The sequence below is a fragment of the Jeongeupia sp. USM3 genome (assembly GCF_001808185.1).
Lineage (GTDB): Bacteria > Pseudomonadota > Gammaproteobacteria > Burkholderiales > Chitinibacteraceae > Jeongeupia.
On sequence record NZ_CP017668.1, the window covers coordinates 2,553,943 to 2,575,007 of the forward strand.

Consider the following 21,065-nt stretch of genomic DNA (forward strand, 5'->3'; position numbering starts at 1 on the left):
CCGTGTTTGCAGTGGCCAGCAAAACCCGCTGCAACGGCGCTGGCAAGGCGCGCGAAACGCAGACAGTACGAGTAGTACGGCAGCACGGCCGCCGGCAGCGGTAGTCGCGCTTACAGCGCCGGCAGGCCGCAGACCTGGCGATGGAACTCGCTCAGCGACGGCCATTCGGCGCCGTTGCAGCGGCTGACGCAATGGGCGTCGAGCGCGCGCCGGTCGAAGCCCGGATAGTTGCCCATCCGGTTCAGGGCGCGCTCGATGTACATCGGCCGGTTGCCGGCGGCCTTGCTGCAGTCGCGGCCGGTTTGCGGCGCGCAGACCGTGCCGGCCTCCTGGTGCAGCCAGTCGCAGTCGGCAACGTCGACGCGCGCCTGCCTGGCCGTGGCGTAGTCGAACGACAGCGTGTCGCCCTTCAGCGTCGCGGTGCGCTGCAACCCCTGGCTGAGGCCGAGGTCGATATGCAGCGTGCCGCCGTCGACGGTCAGTCGCGGCGGCGCGCTCTGGCTGACGAAGCGCGGATCCTGCAGCACCTTCGGCTTCCTGCCGTCGAGCAGGACCAGCACATAGCGGCCGACGCTGCCCGACCCGCCGTCGCTGACATAGACCAGCGCCGCATCGCGCCCCGGCAGCTCGGCAACGCTGTCGAAACTCAGGTACTGGTCGGGGGCCGTGAACAGCGTCCTGCCCTGATGGCGCAGCGTGCCGAACGGCCGGGCCGGATGGTCGCGGACGATGCGCAGGGTGCCGAAGCGCGTCGTCTCCCACTCGATCTGCTCGACGGCGGCCTGCGCGCCGATGGTGGCGAGCAGCAGCATCAGCGCGGTCAGCCAGCGTTGCATCGGCGTTCTCCTGAAAGCGGCGGGTGAATTTCTTACATTCTAGCGAGCCGCCGCGATTGTGCTGAGCGAACGATTTACCGCCGCAAAGTGAGCCGCATCATTGCGCCGATGAAAAAAGCCGGCGCTGGCGCCGGCCCCTCGCTCAATGCCCGCCGCCGGCCCCGGCGGCGCCGAACGGTGGCCGCGTCAGCCAGACGACGGCGATCATTGAGATGAAGATCACCCCCATCATCCAGAACACTTCGCTGGTCGCGGTCTGGAACGCCTGCTGGGTGATCGTCTGGTCGATCTGCGCGTATGCGGCGGCGCCGTGGATGCCGAGCTGGTCGAGCTGGCCGAGGTAGCCCGTCGTTGCCGGGCTGGCGCCGGTCACGTTTTCGGTCATCCGCGCGTGGTGGAAGATTTCCCGGCGGGTCCAGATGTAGGTGACGATGGCGGTGGCGAAACTGCCCGACAGCGTGCGGAAGAAGTTCGACAGCCCGGCCGCCGCGGCCATCCGCTCCGGGCCGATGCCCGACAGGATGATCTGGTTCAGCGGGATGAAGAAGCAGGCGATGCCGATGCCCTGGACCAGCCGCGCGATCACCAGGTGCTGCAGGTCGGTGTCGAGCGTGAAGCTCGCGTACCAGAACATCGTGATGCCGAACATCATGAAGGCGAACGACGTCAGCATCCGCAGGTTGATCCGGTGGATGTTCTTGCCGATCAGCGGCGAGAGGAAGAACGCCAGCACCCCCACCGGCGCGGTGGCGACGCCGGCCCACGTCGCCGTATAGCCCTTCACCGTCTGCAGCCACAGCGGGAAGATCACCGTGCTGCCGAAGAAGCAGAACATCCCCAGCGACAGCGACACCACGCCCCAGCGGAAATTGCGGCTCTTGAACAACGACAGGTCGACGATCGGGTGCTCGTCGGTCAGCTCCCACGCGATCAGGAAGGTCAGCGCGACGACGGCGGTGACGGCCATGGCGACGATGAAGCCCGAGTTGAACCAGTCGAGGTCGTTGCCGTTGTCGAGCATGATCTGCAGGCTGCCGACGCCGAGCACCAGCAGCACCATGCCGACGACGTCGATCGGCAGCTTCACCGTCTTGGTCTCGCGGCTCTTGAGCAGACGCCACGATACCGCGGCGGTGAACAGGCCGACCGGCACGTTGATGTAGAAGATCCACGGCCAGCTGTAGTTGTCGGTGATCCAGCCGCCGAGCAGCGGGCCGCAGATCGGTGCGACGACGACGGTCATCGACCACAGCGCCAGCGCGAGTCCCTTCTTGGCGGGCGGATACGCGGCGAGCAGCAGCGTCTGCGACAGCGGCACCATCGGCCCGGACACGAGGCCCTGCACGAAGCGGAAGGCGACCAGTTCGGGCAGGCTGTGGGCGAAACCGCACAGCACCGACGCCAGCGTGAACAGCAGCACCGAGATCACGAACAGCTTGACCTCGCCGACGCGCTTGGCGGCCCAGCCGGTCAGCGGCACGGCAATCGCCGCGGCCAGCCCGTAGGCGCTGATCGTCCACGTGCCCTGGGTGGTGCTGGCGGCGAGGTTGCCGGCGATGTGCGGCACCGAGACATTGACGATGGTCGTGTCGAGCACCTCCATGAAGGTGCCGAGTGCAACCGCCGTGGTCATCAGCGCCAGCGCGGCGCCGTGCAGCGGCGGTGGCGGCGCTGCCTGTTGCGGTTCAGACATGGATGGCTCCGATCAGCGTGCGCCGGCCAGGTTCTTGGCGATGATCGCGTCGGCGAGCTTCTCGGCGTTCAAGAGCGGCTCCTCGAACGCCTTGGTCGTGTACACCGGCTGCTGCGCCGGCTGCGTCGCCAGCACCGGGCCGTTGCGGTCGCGCGTATCGACCTCGACCGTCGTCGACAGGCCGACGCGCAGCGGATGCGCGGCGAGTTCCTTGGCGTCGAGCGCGATCCGCACCGGCACGCGCTGGACGACCTTGATCCAGTTGCCGGTGGCGTTCTGCGCCGGCAGCAGCGAGAACGCGCTGCCGGTACCGGCGGCGAGGCCGACGACCTTGCCGTGATACTCGACATCACCGCCGTACAGGTCGGCCCTGACCTTGACCGGCTGGCCGATGCGGATGTTCTTCAGCTCCGATTCCTTGAAGTTGGCATCGACCCACAGCGCATCGAGCGGCACGATCGACAGCAGCGACGCGCCCGGCGCGACGCGCGAGCCGACCTGGACGCTGCGCTTGGCGACGTAGCCGGAGACCGGCGCGACCAGCGCGTTGCGTTGCGACGCCAGCCACGCCTGCGTGTAGTTGGCGCGGGCGGCGAGCACGCTCGGGTTGTCGGCGATCTTCACGCCGTCAATGCCGGCGTGCGCGGCCTCGGACTGCTTCTGCGCGACGGTCAGTGCCGCGCGGGCGTTCTCGACCGCGTCCTTGGCGTGGGCGATCTCCTCGGCCGACACGGTGGCGTCGCCGGCCAGCGGCGCGCGGCGGGCCAGGTCGGCTTCGGCTTTTTGCAGCTCGATCCTGCGCTGCGCCAGCGTCGAATCGACCTGGTCGGCATTCGCGTACTGCGATCGCAGCTGGCGCACGGTCTCGCCGAGCCTGGCCTCGGCCTGCCGCAGCGCGACGGCAGCGTCGGCCGGGTCGAGCCTGACGACCTCGCGGCCGGCCTCGACCAGCTGGGTTTCGTCGGCGTTGATGCCGACCACGGTGCCGGCGACCTGGCTCGTCAGCGTGACGAGGTTGCCGCCGACATAGGCGTTGTCGGTTTCCTCGCGCTGGCTCAGCACCAGGCCGTAGTAGGCGGCGTAAGCGACGCCGGCGACGATGAAGGCGCCGGCGATGGCCAGCATCAGGCCGCGGCGCTTGTTGGGGGTTTGGGTGCTCATGGATATCTCCGGATTATTGTTGTTCGGCGTGGGCGCTGCCCGGGTCGGCGCGGTAGCCGCCGCCGAGGGCCTTGATCAGCGCGACGTCGGCGGTCAGCCGCTGGCTTTGCAACTGCAGCTTCTGGTCGTCGAGACCGCGCAGCGGCAGCTCGGCCGAGAGCAGGCTGCCGCGGTCGGCCAGCCCCTGCCTGAAGCGCTTCTGCGTGCTGGCATAGACGGCGTCGGTCGCGGCGCGGTTGCGCTTGAGCGCATCGCCCTCGCGCTCGATGCCGTTGACCGCCGCCGCGCCTTGGGCGACATCGCGCACCGCGTTCAGCACCGCCTGGTTGTAGTCGGCGATCGCAGCGCTGCGCTGGGCGTTGGCACCGTGCAGCCGCGCGTCGAGCCGGCCGTTCTCGAAGATCGGCAGCGTGAAGTTCGGGATCAGGTTGATCTGCCGGCTGCCGCGGTCGAACAGCGACGACATGTCGATCGTGTCGAAACCGGCGAACAGGTTGAGGTTCACCGTCGGGTAGTACGCGGCCTTGGCGGCGTCGATCTGGTTCATCGACGCTTCGACGCGCCAGCGCGCCGCCTGCAGGTCCGGCCGGCGGGCGAGCAGCTCGATGCCCAGCGTCTTCGGCAGTGCACCGACGCCCTGCGGCAGCGGCCGCGGCTTGAGGCCGTCGACGAGCGCATCGCCGCCGACCAGCGCGCGCAGCGCTTCGCGTTCGCGCACCGCGGCGCTGTCGAGCGCGGCGATCTTCTGCTCGGTGCCGGCGACGTCGGCTTCGGCGCGCTTCTGCGTGTCGATCGTCGCCAGCCCGCGGTCGACGAGCTTCTTGCGCGTCGCGGCCAGTTCGGCCTGGATCTGGCGTTGCTGCCCGAAGTTGGCCTGTCGCGCCCAGTCGGCCTGCAGGTTGAAGTAGCTCTGCGTGACCGCGGCGGCGAGTGCCTGCTCGGCACTGGCGCTCTCGGCCAGCCGCGCATTGGCCTCGCCGAGCGAGGCGGCGATCAGCGAGCGGTTCTTGCCCCAGAAGTCGAAGTCCCAGTTGCCGTTGAAGCCGACCTTGCCCTCGGTGTACCACTCGCCACCGATCGGCGGCGGGAACAGCCCGGTCGCCGAGATGTACTGGCGGTCGACCTGGGCATTGAAGTCGATGGTGATGCCGTCGGCGGCGCGCTGCTGCATCAGCGCGGCGCGCGCGGTCCTGAGCCGTGCCTCGGCGGTGGCCAGGCTCGGCGCATCCTTGATCGCGGCGGTCATCAGCGCATCGAGCTGCGGGTCCTGATACCGCTGCCACCACTGCGCCTCGGGCCAGCCCTCGCGGGCGAGCCCGATGTGCTTGGGCAACTCGGCGCTGGCAATGTCGCGCTGCGGCAGCGGCGCTTCGTCCTCGGGCATCAGCGCGCAGCCGGCCAGCAGCACCAGCAGCAGTGGCGCAATCCTTTTCAGTGGTAGATATTTCATTTTTTGATTATCCGGATAAAAAAACGCACACCATGCGGGTGTGCGCCGGCCTTGCGGCCGGGGTCATCCCAGTTCGGTCAGAATGCGCTTGAGCAGGTTTTCCAGCGTGTCGCGCTCATCGTCGCTCAGGACGTTGAAGACGTTATGAACCCGATCGCGCATCTGCGGCAAGAAACGCTGCACGAGTTCGTCGCCTTCCGGTGCCAGCCGCAGGTCGACGCGGCGACGGTCTTCGCCATTCGGCGAACGGGTCAGCAGCTTCTTGGCAACAAGCTCGTCGCAGATCCGCGTGACGTTGGCGCGCGATTCACCGGTCGCATCGGCCAGCTCGGACGGGTTCAGCGCGCATTCGGGCGAGCTGAACAGCATCATCAGCGCGGTGAAGCTCACCGCATTGAGTTCGTACTCGCGCAGGAAGGCATTCGATTGCGCTGCCTGCGCCATCTGGATATGGCGGATCAGGTGGGTCAGGATCACGTTCTGCCGCGTCTGCCGGGCGTCGGGCGCGGTGGCGCGGGCGCAGACGCGATCGATTTTGTCTTCGACCGGGACGAAGCACAGTGGGGTGGCAAGTCGACTGTTCATTTTTTGATTATATCTAACTTGAATAGTTTATTGCAACCGCAATCGCCGCGACCGGGACCGCAGTGTCGCGACGATGCCACAGAGCGTAGCGAAATGCGGATGCCAATGGCTTGACCTCGAGCAAGCCCTGCCGTCCGCCGGGGTCGAGCATGCCGGTATGACGCAACTTACCGCCAGCCGTGGCGGCAAGTTGTGTTGATCGTGCAACAGTTCGGGCCGCAACGACCGGTGCTGTACGTGCCGGCGCGCATGCGCTAGCCTCTGGCCGCATGAAGAAAACGACGCTAGACCGCATCCTGCAGAGCCAGGGATTCGGCACCCGCAAGGGCTGCCAGCAACTGATCAACGACGGCGAGGTACTCGTCGACGGTGAGCCCGCCAGCGGCTACAAGCTGCCGCTCGACCCGGCCGGCATGGTGCTGACGGTGTTCGGCGAGGAATGGCCGGTGCGCGAGCACGTCTACATCGTGCTGAACAAGCCCGGCAACATCGAATGCTCGCGCAAGCCCAGCCACCACCCGGGCGTGCACACGCTGCTGCCCGAGCAGTTCCTCTGGCGCGACGTGCAGCCGGTGGGCCGGCTCGACCACGACACCACCGGCATGCTGCTGCTGTCCGACGACGGCGCTTTCATCCATACCCAGGGCCATCCGAAGCACCACCAGAACAAGGTCTATGTCGCGACGCTCAAGCACGAGGTCGACGAATCGCTGGTCGAGCAGCTGCTCGCGGGTGTCAAGCTCGTCGACGAGCCGGCGCCGATCGCCGCGCTGGCGGCAAGGCTGATCGACCCGCTGCACGTCGAGATGACGCTCGATCAGGGCAAGTACCATCAGGTGAAGCGTATGCTCGCCGCCGCCGGCAACCGTTGCGAGGCGCTGGTGCGCTCGCAGATCGGCGGACTGACGCTCGACAGCCTCGGTCTGGCCGAGGGCGAGTGGTGCTACCTCGACGACGGGATGCTCGCCAAGCTGAACGGATGAACGCGCTGACGCTGTACGCCGGCGCCGAAGCGCTGGCGCGGATCCGCCGCGACGGTTTCGACCCGGAGCTGTTCAGCCACGTCGGCGCCGCCGCCGGCGGGCCGAAATGGCTGGTGCTCTCAAGGCTGGACCGCGCGGTGTTCGGCGAGTGGCAGGCGCGGCGCACCACGAGGCTGACCGCGGTCGGCGCGTCGATCGGCGCGTGGCGGCTTGCCTGCCTGGCGCAGCGCGACCCGCTGGCGGCGCTGACCCGTTTCGAGACCGCCTACCTCGGCCAGCGCTACAGCGAACGTCCCGACATCGCCGAGGTCACCGCCGAGGCGCGCCGCTTGCTCGACGTGCTGCTCGGCCCGAGCGGCGCCGCCGAGATCGCCGCGAACCCGCTGTTCGCGCTCAACATCGTCGTCGCCCGCCGCGTCCACGGCCGCGACGCCGGCTGGGGCGAAAAGGCCGCGCTGGCGCGGATGGTGCTCGCCAATGCACTGAGCCGGCCCGCACTGGGGCGCCACCTGCAGCGCTACGTGCTGCATGCCGGCGAGCCGGTGCATTACCGCGACGACGGCATTCCGACCGGCCATGCGCCGCTGGCCGCAAACGACGTTGCCGCCACGCTGATGGCAACGGCGGCGATCCCCGGCGTGATCTCGCCGGTCCACGACCTGCCGGGCCTGCCGGCCGGTGCGTATTACGACGGCGGGCTGATCGACTACCACATGGACCTGCCGCTGGCCGAGCCGCAAGGGCTGATGCTGCTGCCGCATTTTTCCGAGCGCGTCGTCACCGGCTGGCTCGACCAGTTCCTGCCGTGGCGCAAGCCGCAGCATCTGGCCCGCACCTTGCTGGTCGTGCCGTCGGCCGACTGGATTGCCCGGCTGCCCGGCGGGCGGATTCCGAGCCGGCGCGATTTCAGGCACTTCCACGGCCGCGATGCCGAACGGATCAGGGCGTGGCAGACCGCGGTGGCGGCCGGCGACTGGCTGGCGGACGAATTCCGCGGGCTGGTCGAGAGCGGCCGGATCATCGACGCGATCCAGCCGCTGCCACGCTAGCTGTGAAGGTTCAATAGGTTGTTTCGGGTGTTCACCCGGAGAAGTTCTGCGAGACTGGAAATCGCCAACCCCCCAGTCACAGAACAAGACACCGGATGAACACACATAAGAATGCCCGACTGACGTATCTGCGTCGCCTGGAAATGGTTCAGGACATCACCGAGCATGGTTTGTCGACCGCGGCGGCGGCGGCACGCCATGGCGTAAGCGCGGTCACCACCCGCAAGTGGCTGGGCCGCTATCTGGTCGGCGGCGCGGCTGCCTTGCTCGACAAATCCTCGCGTCCCGAGCGCTCGCCACGTGCCATTGCGCCCAGCGTTGCCCTGACGATCATCGAATTGCGTCGCAAGCTGTTCCTGCAGGCTCGCATCGCAAGCTATATCGGCGTGTCCAAAGCAACCGTCAGTCGCGTGCTGCGACACGCAGGGCTATCGCGGTTAAGCGACCTGCAGCCCGCAGAGCCTGTGCAGCGCTACGAGCGCGAAACGCCCGGCGAACTGCTGCACGTCGACATCAAGAAGCTCGCCCGCTTCGAGCAGGTCGGCCATCGCATCACCGGCGATCGTCGCCAGAACAGCCGAAACAGCGGCTGGGAATATCTGTTCGTGGCGATCGACGACCATAGTCGCATCGCCTTCACCCGACTCTACCCCGACGAGCGCCGCGCCAGCGCCATCGACTTCCTGCGTGCGGCCAACGACTACTTCAAAACGCTGGGCGTACCGCTCCAGCGCCTGATCACCGATAACGGGCCCGCCTTCCGCTCCCATGACTTCGGCCGCGTTTGCGTTGAACTGGGCATTAAGCAGAGGTTCACCCGCGCCTACCGACCGCAAACCAACGGCAAGGCCGAGCGCTTCATCCAGTCCGCGCTGCGCGAATGGGCCTACGGCCAAACCTATCAACACTCGGATGAGCGCGGCGCAGTCCTGAGGTATTGGAATCATTATTACAACTGGCACCGTCCGCATCACGGCATCGGCTGCCACGTGCCCATGTCCCGTCTCTCAGCAACGAAAAACAACGTCTTGACTCTTCACAGCTAGCGCCGTTCGCCAAACGCGGCTGGCCGCGTTGGACTCGCTTGCCGTACTTGCTCGTACTGTCGCGACCGGAGGGAATCCCTGTGGGACGCTTCGTCCGCCTTGCCAGCCGCGTTTCGTGAATGGCGCTTTGGATGTCAGCCGGCCAGCAGCGCCGCCAGCGCCCGCCGCTGTGCGTCGTCGAGCTGTGCCAGCGGCAAGGTTGCGCGGCCGAGCGCGAGGTAGGCGTCGCGGGCCGGCTGCTCGTCGATGACGGCCAGATGCCGTGCGACGGTGCCGGCATCGCCGCGCGCGATCGGCCCGGTCAGCGCCGCAACGGGGCCGAGCTCGAGCGCATTGTCCAGCGTCTGCCGCATCAGCGGGCCGAGCACCGCCAGTGCGTCGTCCGGCGCGATGCCGGCCTGTGCGGCGAGCCGCTGCGCCAGCGCGACCAGCGCCACCAGATAGTTCGACCCCGTCACCATCGCCGCGTGATACGCGGCCTTGCCGCCATCGGCGAGCGTGAAAGGCCGGCCGCCGAAGGCTTGCGCCAGCGCGCCCAGCGTCGCCGGCGCATCGCCGTCGATCGCGCACGGCGTGCCGGCGAGCCGGCCGAGCGCACGCGCCGGGTCGGCGAAGCTCAGCGCCGGGTGCAGGCTGCCGGTCAGCGCGCCGCGCGCGGCCAGCGGTGCCAGCACGGCGGCGTCGAGTGCGCCGCTGGCGTGGAAGACCAGATCGCCGTCGCGGACCACATCCTGCGCGGCAAGCGCGGCCGCGACCGGTGCAATGTCGCCGTCGCCGGTCGCGATCAGCCACAGCGCTGCGGGCGGCAGTCCGGCCAGCGCGTCGCGGGGTTCGCCGGCGCCGATGAAGCCGGCCGCGGCATCGGCGCTGGCGATGCTGCGGCAGACGATGGCGCCGACCGCGACGGCCCCGGCGTCGCGCCAGGCGCGCGCGAGCGTGCGGCCGAGCCGGCCGCCGCCGATCAGGTTGAGTCGCGGTGCGGCGTGTGCGGGCGGCTGGACTAGAGTAGAAGGCGACATGGATGACGGCGGTTTCAGATTGATCCGATAGTGTACGCCGCGCCGATTCTGATAAAAGCACCCGGTAGAATTGTCTGGTCCGATGTGCAGGAGGTCGATATGGGAGCGCCCGAAGCGGCGACCGCGGATTTTCGCGGCGCCTGCCAGCAGTTCGCCGATCCGGCGAGCCGCGAAGCGGCGATCGTGCGGTTCCGCTGGCTTGCCGACGCCGGCCATCCGGCCGCCTGCTACAACACCGGCGTGCTGCTGCTCGCCGGCCGCGAGCTTGCCGCCGACGATGTCGCGGCCGAGCACTATCTGCGCCGGGCCGCGGCCCTGCGTTACACCGGCAGCCTGCGGCCGCTGGCCATGATGGCCTTGCGCGGCCGGCTCGCCGCAACTCGCGGTGCGGGCGGCGACGTCCGCCGCTATCTGGCCAGCCAGTGGTTCGCCCGCGGCTGGCAGGCCGGCGACGCCGAGGCGCGCAGGCTGATGCTGCGGCACCTGTCGTGCCTGTCCGGCTGCCTGCTGCTGTGCCCGTGGCGCTGAATGCAGAAAAGGCCGCTTTCGCGGCCTTTTTCATGTGGCGGAGCTCAGCCCCGCCGGGGCGTCGTGCTCAGCTTTTGGCGGTGGCGTGACCGCTCGTTTCTTCGCTAGGGCGTGACCGCTTACTTCTTCGCGATGGCGTGACCGCTTACTTCTTTGCAATGGCGTGACCGCCAAAGGCATTGCGCATCAGCTGCAGCAGCTTCATGCCGTAATCGTCGTTGCCGCGGCTGGCGAAGCGGGCGTACAGCGCGCTGGCGGTGACCGGTGCCGGCACGCCGAGCTCGACCGATTCGAGCACCGTCCAGCGGCCTTCGCCCGAGTCGGTCACGTAGGGCTGCAGGCCGTCGAGCTTGCTGTCTTCCTTCAGCGAAGCGGCGGTCAGGTCGAGCAGCCACGAACGCACGACCGAGCCGTGACGCCAGGTTTCGGCGATCTCGGCGACGTCGAGGCCGAATTCCTTCTTGGCCTCGAGCAGCGCAAAGCCTTCGGCGAACGCCTGCATCATCCCGTACTCGATGCCGTTGTGGACCATCTTGGTGTAGTGGCCCGAACCGGCGGGGCCGCAGTGGATCCAGCCCAGGTCCGGGCCCGGTGCCAGCAGCTTGATGAACGGTTCGACCTGCGCGACGGCTTCCTTGTCGCCACCGAGCATGATCGTGTAGCCGTTGGCGAGGCCCCAGACGCCGCCCGAGACGCCGGCGTCGACGAACTTGAAGCCGGCGGCGTTCAGTTCGGCGGCGTGGCGCTGGCTGTCCTTGTACATCGCGTTGGCGCCGTCGACGATCAGGTCGCCGGCGGCGAGCAGGCCCTTGAGCCGGGTGAACATCGATTCGCTGATTTCGCCCGACGGCAGCATCATCCAGACGACGCGCGGCGCCGGCAGCTCGGCGACCAGTGCCTCGACCGATTCGAAGGTGAGGATATTGGTGTTCTCGGCCGACAGCTGGGCGCGCGTTTCGGCGCTGACGTCGAAGCCGTACACGGTGGCGCCGCTGCGGGCGAGACGGCGGGCCATGTTGCCGCCCATTTTGCCGAGGCCGATGAGTCCGATGTTCATGCGAGTATCCTTTTTCTGATGCGGAGCGAGGCAGAGCGATGTGCCGGGCTCGCGGGGGCAGGGCACCGTTTGGGTGCCGCATCACGGTAGCGGGGTGCCGCTCAAACGCATAGTTTGGCACCGGGTACCACAGTCACTGTATCGGGAATTATCGCATCGGGGATGGCCCGTAGTGGCAAACACTTCGCTACGCCGCGGCGCAACACCGCGGCAAAGCTTGATCTGGATTAAGTCGCGCCGGCGGCCGCAAGGCTATGTTCTTGCCCCAAACGCGAGGAGAGTCCATGCCCAAGCCGCAGCTCGTCTGTCCCGCCGGCAGCCTGCCGGCGCTGAAGGCCGCGATCGACCACGGTGCCGATACCGTCTATCTCGGCTTCAAGAATGCCACCAACGCGCGCAACTTCGCCGGGTTGAACTTCGGCGACGCGCAGATCCGCGACGGCGTCGCCTACGCGCATGCGCGCGGCCGCGAGGTGCTGGTTGCGATCAATACCTACGCGCAGGCCGGTCGGCTGAGCGAGTGGCACCGGGCGATCGACCAGGCCGCCGAGTTCGGCGTTGACGCGGTGATCCTCGCCGACCTCGGCCTGCTGGCGTACGCGCACCGCACCCATCCGCAGCTGCGCCTGCACCTGTCGGTGCAGGGCTCGGCGACCAATGCCGACGCGATCAATCTGGCGCACGAGTGCTTCGGCGTGCGCCGCGCCGTGCTGCCGCGGGTGCTGACCCTGCCACAGGTCGAGGCGGTGATCGGCAAGACGCCGGTCGAGATCGAGGTCTTCGGTTTCGGCAGCCTGTGCGTGATGGCTGAAGGGCGTTGCATCCTCAGCAGCTACGCGACCGGCCAGTCGCCGAACACCCACGGCGTGTGCTCGCCGGCCGGCTTCGTGCGCTGGGAGCCGCAGGGCAAGGCCATGGACGCGCGGCTCGCCGGCATCCTGATCGACCGCTACGAAGAGGGCGAGCCGGCCGGCTATCCGACGCTGTGCAAGGGCCGCTTCGACGTCGAGGGCGACACCTATTACGCGCTCGAGGAGCCGACCAGCCTGAACACGCTGGCGGTACTGCCCGAGCTGATCCGCATCGGCGTCGCGGCGATCAAGGTCGAAGGCCGCCAGCGCAGCCCGGCCTACGTGACCGCGGTGACCAAGACCTTGCGCGCGGCGATCGACGCCGCCGGCGACGCGCGCTACAGCGTCAAGCCGGCGTGGCTCGACGCGCTGGCGCCCTTGTCCGAAGGCCACCAGCAGACGCTGGGCGCCTACAACCGGCCGTGGCGTTGATGGAGGAAAAACGCATGCAACTCACCCTTGGCCCCCTGCTGTACTACTGGCCGCGCCAGACCGTGCTCGATTTCTATGCCGAAGCCGCGGGCTGGCCGGTCGATACCGTCTACCTCGGCGAGGTCGTCTGCGCGCGCCGGCACGAACTCAAGCTCGCCGACTGGCTGGCGCTGGCCGCCGACCTGTCCGCCGCCGGCAAGCAGGTCGTGCTCAGCTCGCAGGCGCTGCTCGAGTCGTCGGGCGACTTGATCGGGCTGAAGAAGCTGATCGGATCGGGCTTCGCGATCGAAGCCAACGACCTCGGCGCGGTGAAGCTGGCGCGTGACGCCGGCCGGCCCTTCGTTGCCGGTCCGCACCTGAACATCTACAACGGCCCGGCGCTCGACTGGTTCGCCGCCGCCGGCGCGACGCGCTGGCTGCCGCCGCTCGAAGCCAGCCGCGAGACGGTGGCGGCGGTGCTCGCCGAAAAGACCGTGCCGATCGAGACCGAGCTCTTCGCCCACGGCCGCCTGCCGCTGGCGTTCTCGGCGCGCTGCTTTACCGCAAGGCACTACGACCTGAACAAGGACGCGTGCGAGTTCAAGTGCATCGACCACCCCGACGGACTGACGATGACGACGCGCGAGGGCCAGGACTTCCTCTGCATCAACGGCATCCAGACGATGTCGGCGGCCTGCCATTCGCTGTGGCACGACCTCGGCGACCTCGCCGGCGTCGATGCGCTGCGCATCAGCCCGCAGCAGCACCATACCGGCGAGATCGTCGCCGCCTACGCCGCGCGGCTGGCCGGCGACGCGGTGAACGCCGAGCCGGCGCGCTGGAACCCGGAGGGCTGGGTCGACGGCTACTGGCGCGGCGAAGCCGGCATCCATCCGATACAGGAGCACCGACCATGACATTCACCGGCATGCTGTTTCCGCTGCTGCGCCGCCTGCCCGAAGCGCCACCGGGGCAGGCGCTGGCACTGGCGCTGAACCTGGTCCGCCAGCGGCTGTGGCCCGACGAGGACTTCGGCTGGCTGCAGGCGCGGCGCATCCGCTTCGAGGTCGCCGACCTCGGCCGCGGCGTCACCGTCGGCTTTGCGGGCGGCCGCTTCCGCGGCGAGGCGCCGCCGGCCGACGTGACCTTTGCCGCGTCGTTTGCCGACTACTGGGCGATCGCTCGGCGCGATGCCGATCCGGACACGCTGTTCTTCCAGCGCCGGCTGACGATTTCCGGCGACACCGAACTCGGCCTGCAGCTGAAGAACCTGCTCGATGCGACCGACTGGGCGCCGCTGCTCGCGCTGCTGCCGGCCCCGCTGCGGCCGGCTGCGGTGTGACGGTTGTCATGCATGCGCCGGCGGCCGGATGAGGCTTTTTCTCTCGGTTTGACCGGAGATTCCGTCTGAATGTTGGCTTTTGTCCGTGCTTTTGCTGGGTACAAGGCGGTTCCGGGATGCCGACGCGGCCGGCAACAAGATCGGCGACAGTGCCGGCAATTGCCGCGCTGGACGTACTCGCTGTCGCAGAAGACCAGCGCCTACGCCGACCTGCACTACACGATGAACGGGAAGAACGGCGCGGTCGGCGCCGACGGCCCGGGCAACCCGGCGTACACCAACGACGCCGATACCTACCGCGTGCTGTTCGGCACCTATACCGACTTCTGATCCGGATTCCGGGCGTGAAAAAGGGGCGACCACGGTCGCCCCTTTTCTTGATCGGGCCGGCGGCTTATTTCTTCGCCTTGGCTGCCGGCTTGGCCTTGTCCTTGGCGATCAGCTCGTCGATCACCTTGGTGATCGTGCCGTCTTCGCGGTTGATCATTCCCGGGCTGGTCACGTACTTGCCGTTGACGACGAAGGTCGGCACGCCGTCGATCTTGTAGGTATTGGTCAGATCGGCGAGCTTGCCCAGCGCGGCATTGGTCGAGAAGCCGGTGTAGATCGCCTTGAACTTGGCGACGTCGATACCCTGCTTCTGGATCCACGGATACAGGCTGGACTCGCGGCGCAGCTCGATGCCGTCGCGCTGTACCGCGTCGAACACCGCCTGCTGCAGCTTGGCTTCGAGGCCCATCTGCTGCAGCGTCGCGAACAGCTTGGCGTGGCCTTCCATGTCGCTGCGGCCCGGCCACATCACGTGGACACGGCGGAAGTTGACGTCCTTGGGCAGTTTGGCCGCCCAGCTCTCGACATACGGTTCGACCTTGTAGCAGTGCGGGCAGCCGTACCAGAAGAATTCGATCACCTCGGCCTTGCCGGCCTGCGCGACCGGTTGCGGCGTCGCAAGGCGCTTGTAGTCGGTGCCTTCGCGCACTTCGGCGTGGGCGAAGGTGGCGGCGACGAGGGCGAAACCCAGGCCCATCATCCAGCGTTTGATCATTGGTGCTCTCTCCTGATTAGGGTGGTGGGTCTGAGTCGCCTGACCGCGCTCAGTTCCCCTTGACGACGGTACTGTCGATGCCGCTGCCCTTGAGCTGGGCGCGCGCCTTGTCGAGATCGGCCAGGCTGGTGAACGGGCCGACGCGGACACGGTGCCACAGCCCCTTGTCCGGCGTGCTGCTCGACTGGATCGTCGCCTCGACGCCGACCAGCGCGAGCTTGGCCTTGAGGTTGTCGGCTTCCTGCTCGTTCTGGAACGCGCCGACCTGCAGGTAGGCGCCCCTGGGCGCCTCGACCTTGGCCGGCGGGCTCGACTCGGGCTTCTTCGCCGGTGCCACCGGCTTGGCCTCGGTCGTCGTGCCGTCGTTCTTGTTCAGCTCGGGCAGTACCTTGTAGAAGTCGAAACGCTCCGCTCCGCTGGCTTCGGGCGTGCCGGCCGGCTTGGCCGCGTCCGGCAGCGCCGGTGCGCTCGAGTCCTTGCCGCCCGGGTGCAGCACTTCGGGCTGCTTGATCGTCGGCTGCGGCGCCGAGCCGATCGCGTCGGGCGGGGTGTCGGCCTTCTTGGTGAACGGGCTGTCGCTGCGGTTGAGGAACAGCGCGACGCCGACCGCGACGGCGACGCCGCCGAGCAGGCCGACGACGAGGCCGGTGACGAGCGATCCGCCGCCACTACTGCGATTGCTGCTTGCCCGCGATTTCTTCATGTCTCTGGCCATACTGGCGATTTCTCCTTGCGGGTGGACTGCGCCACCCTGCCTCGCATTATCGGGCAAAGTTGAGCCGGACGATTATACGGGCCATCCCCGCTGTTGCACGGGGCGACGCGGGGCAAATGGTGAATTCTGCCAGTTGTCAACGAGAACGGTTCTCGATCGTTTTCATCGGCGTAGACTGTCGTTGTTTTTTTGATCAATAAGGGAACTTTCCATGAAGCGCTTGATCCTCGCCGCCGCCATGGCACTGCCGCTGTCCGTTTTCGCCGCCGAATACCCGATCGGCAAGCCGGCGATCAAGGCCGGAATGGAAATCGGTGCCGTCTATCTGCAGCCGGTGAAGATGGACCCGCCGGGCATGATGCGCGACGCGGCCAAGTCGGACGTCCACCTCGAAGCCGACATCCACGCGGTCAAGGACAACCCGAACGGCTTTGCCGAAGGCGAATGGATGCCCTATCTGCTGGTCAAGTACGAGATCCAGAAGGTCGGCAGCAAGAACGTGATCAAGGGCGACTTCATGGCCATGGTCGCCAGCGACGGCCCGCATTACGGCGACAACGTCAAGCTCGAAGGCCCGGGCAAGTACAAGCTCAAGTACACGGTCCTGCCGCCGTCGGAAAACCCGATGGCGCACTTCGGCCGCCACGTCGACAAGGAAACCGGCGTCGGCCCGTGGTTCAAGCCGTTCGAGCTGAACTACGAGTTTACCTACGCCGGTACTGGCAAGAAGGGCGGGTATTGATTGCCACTCACAAAACCCTGCTGACTGCGTTGCACGCGCTTGCCGTACTTTGCGTACTGTCTGCGCGCGTGCGCCTTGTCAGCACCGTTTTGTGAGCGGCCGAGCCGTTGGGCCGCGCCATTGATGCATCCCGTTCCGGGGTCGGGCTGCTCGTTGGCCGGCTCCGGGCGCGGAGCGATTCGGCTCCGGCATGGCAAGCGGATCGCCCCGGAACGCGGCCGCGATACCGACAGGTTGGAATGAAAATGACGATGCATAAATTCTGGGTGGTCCTGGCTGCGGCGGTGCTGGCGGCCGGCGCGCATGCCGAAGACCTGCCGACGTTCAGGGTGACGATCAAGGACGGGGCGATCTCGCCGACGCGCTTCGAGGCGCCGGCCGGCAAGCGTTTCAAGATCGAGATCACCAATGCCGGCAAGTCGCCGGCCGAGTTCGAGAGCATCCAGCTGCGCAAGGAAAAGGTGCTCGGCCCCGGCGTGACGTCGTTCGTCGTCGTCAATGCCACCAGCCCCGGCGAGTACGTGTACTTCGACGACTTCCACCCGCAGGCGCGCGGCACCGTCGTCGTCAAATAGCCGCGCCGGGGGCGGCTGTCGCCCGCACGGTCGCGACCGGGCTGCCCGCGGGACGTTTCGCACTGCCGGGACCGCTGCACCGGATTTGCACCCGGGCCGCCCGGTGTTTTGAAGCCGCCGGCTGCGCCTGTTGCTGCAGCCGCGGCGCCGAAGGAATCTATATATGGATCAGGTCCTGTTCATCGTCTGGCGTGAAAGCGTCGAGGCGCTGCTTGTCGTCGGCATTCTCTACGCCTGGCTCAAGGCCAGCCCGGCCGCCGGCCGGCGCGGCGTGCGCTATCTCTGGGGCGGCGTCGCCGCCGGACTGGCGCTGTCGGGCCTCTTGGCGCTCGGCATCCTCGGCATTTCGCAGTTCCTCTCCGACGACGGCCAGGAGTACTTCCAGGCCGGCATGGCGCTGGTCGCCGCGGCGCTGATCGTGCAGATGGTCTACTGGATGAAGAAGCACGGCCGCACGCTCAAGCGCGAGCTCGAATCCGGGATGAGCGAGCGCGTGCAGCAGCAGAACTGGTGGGGGCTGCTGGTGCTGGTGATGATCGCCGTCGGCCGCGAAGGCAGCGAAACGGTGGTCTTCCTCTACGGCACCGTCGCTGGCGCCGACCACAGCCGGATGCTCGGCTACGCCGGTGCCGGTCTGGCCGGGCTCTTGCTGGCGTTCGCGACCTTCTGGCTGCTGCAGCTCGGCGGCAAAATCTTCAACTGGCGGCGCTTCTTCCAGTTCACCGAAATCCTCTTGCTGCTGCTCGCCGGTGCCTTGCTGGTCAGCGGGCTCGAGCGGCTGGTGTCGATCGGCGCCTTGCCGGGGCTGGTCGATCCGCTCTGGGACAGCTCGGGCCTGCTCGACGACTCGGCCGGCATCGGCAAGCTGCTCGCCGATTTTGCCGGCTACCGCTCGCACCCGGCGCTGCTGGTGCTGGGGCTGTGGCTGGCGTACTGGATCGCCGCGGTCGGCGTCCTGCGCCGCGTCGGCCGCAAGGCATGAGCGCGATCTCGCCCGCCCGCTTCGGCGACTTCCTGCGCGATCACAAGGGCATGCTGCGGGCGCTGCAGTGGGGCGTCGTCGCCGTCTATGCCTTGCTGATCGTCGTACCGGTGTTCCTGCCGCTGCCCGACGAGACCGCGCACGTGTTCAACAACCTGACCGTGGCCGCGCAGTTCGCCTTCTGGGGGATCTGGTGGCCCTTCGTGCTGGTGTCGATGCCGCTGATGGGCCGCGCGTGGTGCGGCTGGTTCTGCCCCGAGGGCATGCTGTCCGAATGGATGAGCGAGCGCGGCCGCAACCGGCCGATTCCGAAATGGATACGCTGGGGCGGCTGGCCCTTCGTCGCCTTCGCCTGTACCACCATCTACGGCCAGCTCGTCAGCGTCTACCAGTACCCGCTGGCGGTGCTGCTGGTGCTCGGCGGTTCGACCGTCGCGGCGATCGGCGTCGGCTTCTGGTACGGTCGCAGCAAGCGCATCTGGTGCCGCTACCTGTGCCCGGTCAACGGCGTGTTCCAGCTGCTGTCCAAGCTGGCGCCGTGGCATTACAGGGTCGACGAGCAGAAGTGGCGCGACTACAGCAAGCCTGCGTCGCGAGCAGCCGCGAGTGCAAGGCGCCCCGGAGCGAGCATCGAGATAGTGCCTATTGCACAGCGAGATGCGAGCGAGGAGGCAACGCAGCGGCGCGCAGCGACGGTCAACTGCGCGCCGCTGGTGCCGCTGCGGCACATGCAGGGCGCGGCCGATTGCCACATGTGCGGCCGCTGCTCGGGCCACCGCGACGCGATCGCGCTGACACCGCGTTCGCCCGAGGCGGAGATCGTCGACGTCGCCCACGGCGACGCCTGGCAGACCGCCTTGCTGGTGTTCGGCATGATGGGCATCGCGCTCGGCGCCTTCCTGTGGAGCGCCAGCCCGTGGCTGGTCGCCGCCAAGCAGTGGGCGGCCGAATGGCTGATCGACCGCGACATCTACTGGCCGCTGAACGATACCGCGCCGTGGTGGCTGCTGACGCACTACCCGGAGGTGAACGACAGTTTCAGCTGGCTCGACGGCGCGGCCATCCTCGGCTTCATCGCCGCGACGGCAATCGTCGTCGGCGGGCTGCTGTACCTGGCCTTGCAGATCGCCGACCGGCTGTTGCCGCAGCGCAACAAGGACAGCGTCCACCGGCTGGCGCAGGCGCTGATTCCGACCGCCGGTTGCGGCGTCTTCCTCGGCCTGTCGGCGACGACGGTGACCCTGCTCAGGCACGAGGGCATGGCGACGTGGTGGGTGAGCGACGCGCGGTTTGCGCTGCTGGCGCTTGGCCTGGCGTGGACCTTGCGGCTGGCATGGCGCGTCGCCGGCCGGCGCGGCGCCTCCGTGCCGGCGCGGCTGCCGGCGCTGGCGGTCTACGCCGCCGGGCTCGTACCGTTCGCTTATGCATGGTGGCTGTTCTTTGCCGGCTGGTGACGCTGCGCCGCCGCATCCCGACGGGTGTTGCCCCGAGCCTTGCGTACATCCGTATAATCCGCAGGTTTGAAGCTCAAGCACTCTCGGGATACAGCCATGCAGGACGCCGTCAACAAAACCTGGTCCGGCCGATTCAACGAACCGGTCTCGGAACTCGTGAAGCGTTACACCGCCTCGGTGACCTTCGATAACCGCATGGCCGATGTCGACATCCAGGGCTCGCTGGCGCACGCGACGATGCTGAACAAGGTCGGCGTGCTGTCGAACGACGATCTCGCGGCGATCCAGCGCGGCATGGCCGAGATCCTCGACGAGATCCGCAACGGCAGCTTCGAATGGTCGGTCGACCTCGAAGACGTGCACATGAACATCGAGCGCCGGCTGACCGACAAGATCGGCGACGCCGGCAAGCGCCTGCACACCGGCCGCTCGCGCAACGACCAGGTTGCCACCGACATCCGCCTCTACCTGCGCGGCGCGATCGACGCCATCGTCGGTCTGGTGCGCGAACTGCAGCGCTCGCTCGTCGATCTGGCCGACGCCCACGCGTCGACGGTACTGCCGGGCTTCACCCACCTGCAGGTGGCGCAGCCGGTGACCTTCGGCCACCACATGCTCGCCTATGTCGAGATGCTCGGCCGCGACGCCGACCGTTTCACCGATGCCAGAAAGCGCGTCAACCTGCTGCCGCTCGGCTCGGCCGCGCTCGCCGGCACCACCTACCCGATCGACCGCGTCTACACCGCCGAGCTGCTCGGCTTCGACGGCGTGACCCAGAACTCGCTCGACTCGGTGTCCGACCGCGATTTCGCGATCGAATTCACCGCCGCCGCCGCGCTGACGATGACCCACCTGTCGCGCCTGTCGGAAGAGTTGATCCTGTGGATGAGCCCGCGCTTCGGCTTCATCGACATCGCCGACCGCTTCTGTACCGGTTCTTCGATCATGCCGCAGAAGAAGAACCCCGACGTGCCCGAGCTGGTCCGCGGCAAGACCGGCCGCGTCAACGGCAGCCTGATCGGCCTCTTGACGCTGATGAAGTCGCAGCCGCTGGCGTACAACAAGGACAATCAGGAAGACAAGGAACCGCTGTTCGACACCGTCGACACGCTGAGCGACACGCTGCGGATCTACGCCGACATGATGCGCGGCATCACCGTGAAGCCGGAGGCGATGAAGGATGCGGTCAAGCAGGGCTTCGCGACCGCGACCGATCTGGCCGACTATCTGGTCAAGAAGGGCCTGCCGTTCCGCGATGCGCACGAAGCCGTTGCGCTGGCGGTGCGTTATGCCGAGGAAAAGAAGCGCGACCTGTCCGAGCTGGCGATCGTCGAACTGAAGACCTTCTCGCCGCTGATCGGCGACGACGTTGCCGAAGTGCTGACCGCCGAAGGCAGCCTGGCCGCGCGCAACCACGTCGGCGGCACCGCACCGGTGCAGGTGAGGGCGCAGATCGCCCGCTGGCGCGCCCTCCTGGCCTGAGCGGCTCATTCGGCGGCTGCGCCTGCGCAGCTTGCGCCCGTCCGATGCTCGGCGTCCTC

General features: G+C 67.7%; 22 protein-coding genes. 13 read left to right on the forward strand and 9 right to left on the reverse strand.

Annotation, left to right across the window (positions count from 1 at the left end):
- Positions 1-110: 110 nt before the first annotated feature.
- The 5 genes from BJP62_RS12065 to BJP62_RS12085 all read right to left on the reverse strand — a co-directional run bounded on the left by BJP62_RS12065 (position 111) and on the right by BJP62_RS12085 (position 5,725).
- Positions 111-836: a hypothetical protein gene (locus BJP62_RS12065; RefSeq protein ID WP_070529906.1), complete on the reverse strand. Its 726-nt coding sequence runs from the start codon at positions 834-836 to the stop codon at positions 111-113.
- A gap of 142 nt (positions 837-978) precedes the next feature.
- Positions 979-2,529, reverse strand: coding sequence for a DHA2 family efflux MFS transporter permease subunit (locus BJP62_RS12070; protein WP_070529909.1), 1,551 nt, complete (start codon positions 2,527-2,529; stop codon positions 979-981).
- A gap of 12 nt (positions 2,530-2,541) precedes the next feature.
- The gene (locus tag BJP62_RS12075) at positions 2,542-3,690 is read right to left on the reverse strand and encodes an HlyD family efflux transporter periplasmic adaptor subunit (protein ID WP_070529911.1); all 1,149 of its coding nucleotides are present in this window, start codon (positions 3,688-3,690) and stop codon (positions 2,542-2,544) included.
- Positions 3,691-3,703: 13 nt separating this feature from the next.
- Positions 3,704-5,140: an efflux transporter outer membrane subunit gene (locus BJP62_RS12080; RefSeq protein ID WP_070529913.1), complete on the reverse strand. Its 1,437-nt coding sequence runs from the start codon at positions 5,138-5,140 to the stop codon at positions 3,704-3,706.
- A gap of 63 nt (positions 5,141-5,203) precedes the next feature.
- The gene (locus tag BJP62_RS12085) at positions 5,204-5,725 is read right to left on the reverse strand and encodes a MarR family winged helix-turn-helix transcriptional regulator (protein WP_070529915.1); all 522 of its coding nucleotides are present in this window, start codon (positions 5,723-5,725) and stop codon (positions 5,204-5,206) included.
- 269 nt (positions 5,726-5,994) lie between these two features.
- On the opposite strand from BJP62_RS12085, the gene BJP62_RS12090 reads away from it, so the two are divergent.
- The 3 genes from BJP62_RS12090 to BJP62_RS12100 all read left to right on the forward strand — a co-directional run bounded on the left by BJP62_RS12090 (position 5,995) and on the right by BJP62_RS12100 (position 8,803).
- Positions 5,995-6,708, forward strand: a complete 714-nt coding sequence (locus BJP62_RS12090) for a pseudouridine synthase (protein ID WP_070529917.1) — start codon at positions 5,995-5,997, stop codon at positions 6,706-6,708.
- Positions 6,705-7,757: a hypothetical protein gene (locus BJP62_RS12095; protein ID WP_070529919.1), complete on the forward strand. Its 1,053-nt coding sequence runs from the start codon at positions 6,705-6,707 to the stop codon at positions 7,755-7,757. The genes BJP62_RS12090 and BJP62_RS12095 overlap by 4 nt, the downstream gene beginning before the upstream one ends.
- Positions 7,758-7,852: 95 nt before the next feature.
- Entirely contained in the window at positions 7,853-8,803 is a 951-nt protein-coding gene (locus BJP62_RS12100) for an IS481 family transposase (protein WP_070525350.1), read from the forward strand.
- Positions 8,804-8,937: 134 nt separating this feature from the next.
- On the opposite strand, the gene BJP62_RS12105 is transcribed toward BJP62_RS12100, so the two are convergent.
- Entirely contained in the window at positions 8,938-9,822 is an 885-nt protein-coding gene (locus tag BJP62_RS12105) for a Rossmann-like and DUF2520 domain-containing protein (protein ID WP_070529921.1), read from the reverse strand.
- 99 nt (positions 9,823-9,921) lie between these two features.
- Between BJP62_RS12105 and BJP62_RS12110 the strand changes: the two genes are divergently transcribed.
- A complete protein-coding gene (locus BJP62_RS12110; RefSeq protein ID WP_070529923.1) occupies positions 9,922-10,350 on the forward strand; it encodes a sel1 repeat family protein in 429 nt (142 codons plus the stop codon).
- A gap of 145 nt (positions 10,351-10,495) precedes the next feature.
- Here BJP62_RS12110 and gnd read toward each other — a convergent pair whose 3' ends face one another.
- Complete coding sequence (gnd, locus tag BJP62_RS12115) at positions 10,496-11,407, reverse strand: phosphogluconate dehydrogenase (NAD(+)-dependent, decarboxylating) (RefSeq protein ID WP_070529925.1); 912 nt, start codon at positions 11,405-11,407, stop codon at positions 10,496-10,498.
- Between the two features lie 284 nt (positions 11,408-11,691).
- Here gnd and BJP62_RS12120 point away from each other — a divergent pair, with 284 nt between their 5' ends.
- The 4 genes from BJP62_RS12120 (at position 11,692) to BJP62_RS18710 (ending at position 14,341) form a co-directional block, all read left to right on the forward strand.
- Complete coding sequence (locus BJP62_RS12120; RefSeq protein WP_070529927.1) at positions 11,692-12,690, forward strand: peptidase U32 family protein; 999 nt, start codon at positions 11,692-11,694, stop codon at positions 12,688-12,690.
- Between the two features lie 14 nt (positions 12,691-12,704).
- A complete protein-coding gene (locus tag BJP62_RS12125) occupies positions 12,705-13,586 on the forward strand; it encodes a U32 family peptidase (protein WP_070529929.1) in 882 nt (293 codons plus the stop codon).
- Entirely contained in the window at positions 13,583-14,011 is a 429-nt protein-coding gene (locus BJP62_RS12130; protein WP_070529931.1) for an SCP2 domain-containing protein, read from the forward strand. Before BJP62_RS12125 ends, BJP62_RS12130 begins: the two co-directional genes overlap by 4 nt.
- A 159-nt stretch (positions 14,012-14,170) precedes the next feature.
- The gene (locus BJP62_RS18710) at positions 14,171-14,341 is read left to right on the forward strand and encodes a hypothetical protein (protein ID WP_168163835.1); all 171 of its coding nucleotides are present in this window, start codon (positions 14,171-14,173) and stop codon (positions 14,339-14,341) included.
- Between the two features lie 64 nt (positions 14,342-14,405).
- On the opposite strand, the gene BJP62_RS12135 is transcribed toward BJP62_RS18710, so the two are convergent.
- Positions 14,406-15,056 (reverse strand): thiol:disulfide interchange protein DsbA/DsbL, encoded by a 651-nt coding sequence (locus BJP62_RS12135; protein WP_083300892.1) that lies wholly within the window; start codon positions 15,054-15,056, stop codon positions 14,406-14,408.
- A gap of 49 nt (positions 15,057-15,105) precedes the next feature.
- Entirely contained in the window at positions 15,106-15,771 is a 666-nt protein-coding gene (locus tag BJP62_RS12140) for an SPOR domain-containing protein (protein ID WP_070529933.1), read from the reverse strand.
- Positions 15,772-15,982: 211 nt separating this feature from the next.
- On the opposite strand from BJP62_RS12140, the gene BJP62_RS12145 reads away from it, so the two are divergent.
- The 5 genes from BJP62_RS12145 (at position 15,983) to argH (ending at position 21,006) form a co-directional block, all read left to right on the forward strand.
- Complete coding sequence (locus tag BJP62_RS12145; protein WP_070529934.1) at positions 15,983-16,513, forward strand: iron transporter; 531 nt, start codon at positions 15,983-15,985, stop codon at positions 16,511-16,513.
- 245 nt (positions 16,514-16,758) lie between these two features.
- A complete protein-coding gene (locus BJP62_RS12150; protein ID WP_145927194.1) occupies positions 16,759-17,088 on the forward strand; it encodes a cupredoxin domain-containing protein in 330 nt (109 codons plus the stop codon).
- A gap of 163 nt (positions 17,089-17,251) precedes the next feature.
- Positions 17,252-18,070: an FTR1 family protein gene (locus tag BJP62_RS12155; RefSeq protein ID WP_070529938.1), complete on the forward strand. Its 819-nt coding sequence runs from the start codon at positions 17,252-17,254 to the stop codon at positions 18,068-18,070.
- Positions 18,067-19,524: a 4Fe-4S binding protein gene (locus tag BJP62_RS12160; RefSeq protein ID WP_070529940.1), complete on the forward strand. Its 1,458-nt coding sequence runs from the start codon at positions 18,067-18,069 to the stop codon at positions 19,522-19,524. The genes BJP62_RS12155 and BJP62_RS12160 overlap by 4 nt, the downstream gene beginning before the upstream one ends.
- A gap of 96 nt (positions 19,525-19,620) precedes the next feature.
- Complete coding sequence (gene argH, locus BJP62_RS12165; protein WP_070529942.1) at positions 19,621-21,006, forward strand: argininosuccinate lyase; 1,386 nt, start codon at positions 19,621-19,623, stop codon at positions 21,004-21,006.
- The last annotated feature ends 59 nt before the right edge of the window (positions 21,007-21,065 follow it).